The following is a 1,117-nucleotide window of genomic DNA, read 5'->3' as shown; positions in this document are numbered from 1 at the left end:
GGGCGTATCGCTATGGTCTGCCCGACCAAGCCTTTTGCGATGCTGAAATAGCGTTTCTGGAAGCGGAAGCGACTGTGATAAACCTTGGCCAGGGTATCGTCTGGCCCATATTCAAATTCCTCAAGCTGATTGGGGTAGGCCCACGGGCTGGGGTGATATCTGGCCATCGGCACTTGATACCCCAAAGCCTGATGAGGGCGCTGTAAGTTGTAAATTTCCCGCCATCGGTCAAACGCCGTCTGGGCTTGCACCAAGGTCGAGAACTGCCGCCCATCGAGTACTTCAGCCTTCAAGGAACGGTGGAAACGCTCAATTTTGCCATTCGTTTGAGGGTGGTACGGGCGACTGAAACTTATCTGTATCCCTAGTCGAATCAACCAGATACTCAGTTCTGTAACCTCTCCAGGATTACGCGGTGAGCCCCAGGGAGCACCATTATCGACGTTGATTCGGACCGGTAGGCCGTAGCGCTGGAAGACCTCAGTCATCTTCTCCTTGACCGTCGTTCCTCGCTCGTTATCGCAAGCGTGAATAGCCAAATTGAAGCGGGAGTGGTCGTCAAGAATGGTCAGCGGATGACACCGGCCTTGCTGCAGGGCGAAGTGCCCTTTGAAGTCCATCTGCCAGAGATCGTTGGGTGCATCGTGCTCAAACCTAAGCCGCGCCTCTCGCGCCTTCTCAGGGCTCTGGATTAGTTCATGGCGGTGCAATACGTTGGTGACGGTGCTGGGGGCAATACGCTTGCTCAGCAGGCTGCTGATTGTGCGTCCGCCCCAGGCCGGGTGCTCCTGTCGAAGTGCAACGACTTCTGCTTCCAACGCAGCCTCGGTCAAGCGAGGGCTACTAGCCGGCCTCCGAGATCGTTCCTGTAGAGCGGCCGAGCCACCTTGTTCAAAACGGCGCAGCCACTTGTATCCGGTTTGAGGACTGATGCTGAAACGTCGGCATAACTCTCGAATATTGGCATCCGGTTGTCTCGCCAGGGATACGAACTCTTCTTTCAGGCTCATGGCGTTTCTCACGTTCCAAGGCATGGCGAAAATCCTGGCAAAGGGGGCTGCCAGGAAGTGTCAACCATGTCTCCGTACACGTGTCCACCATGTGTCCGGTCTCTACA

At 55.8% G+C, this 1,117-nt stretch carries 1 protein-coding gene; it reads right to left on the bottom strand.

Annotated features, from left to right (window positions below; all coding sequences use genetic code 11):
- On the bottom strand, window positions 1–1,034 hold a 1,034-nt coding region (locus NMG10_RS25785), incomplete at its 3' end, for an IS481 family transposase (RefSeq protein ID WP_254465373.1).
- Window positions 1,035–1,117 lie beyond the last annotated feature (83 nt).

The sequence above is a fragment of the Pseudomonas sp. DVZ6 genome, assembly GCF_024259445.1.
Taxonomy (GTDB): Bacteria; Pseudomonadota; Gammaproteobacteria; order Pseudomonadales; family Pseudomonadaceae; genus Aquipseudomonas; species Aquipseudomonas peradeniyensis.
This window is presented reverse-complemented; position numbering and strand designations above follow the sequence as displayed.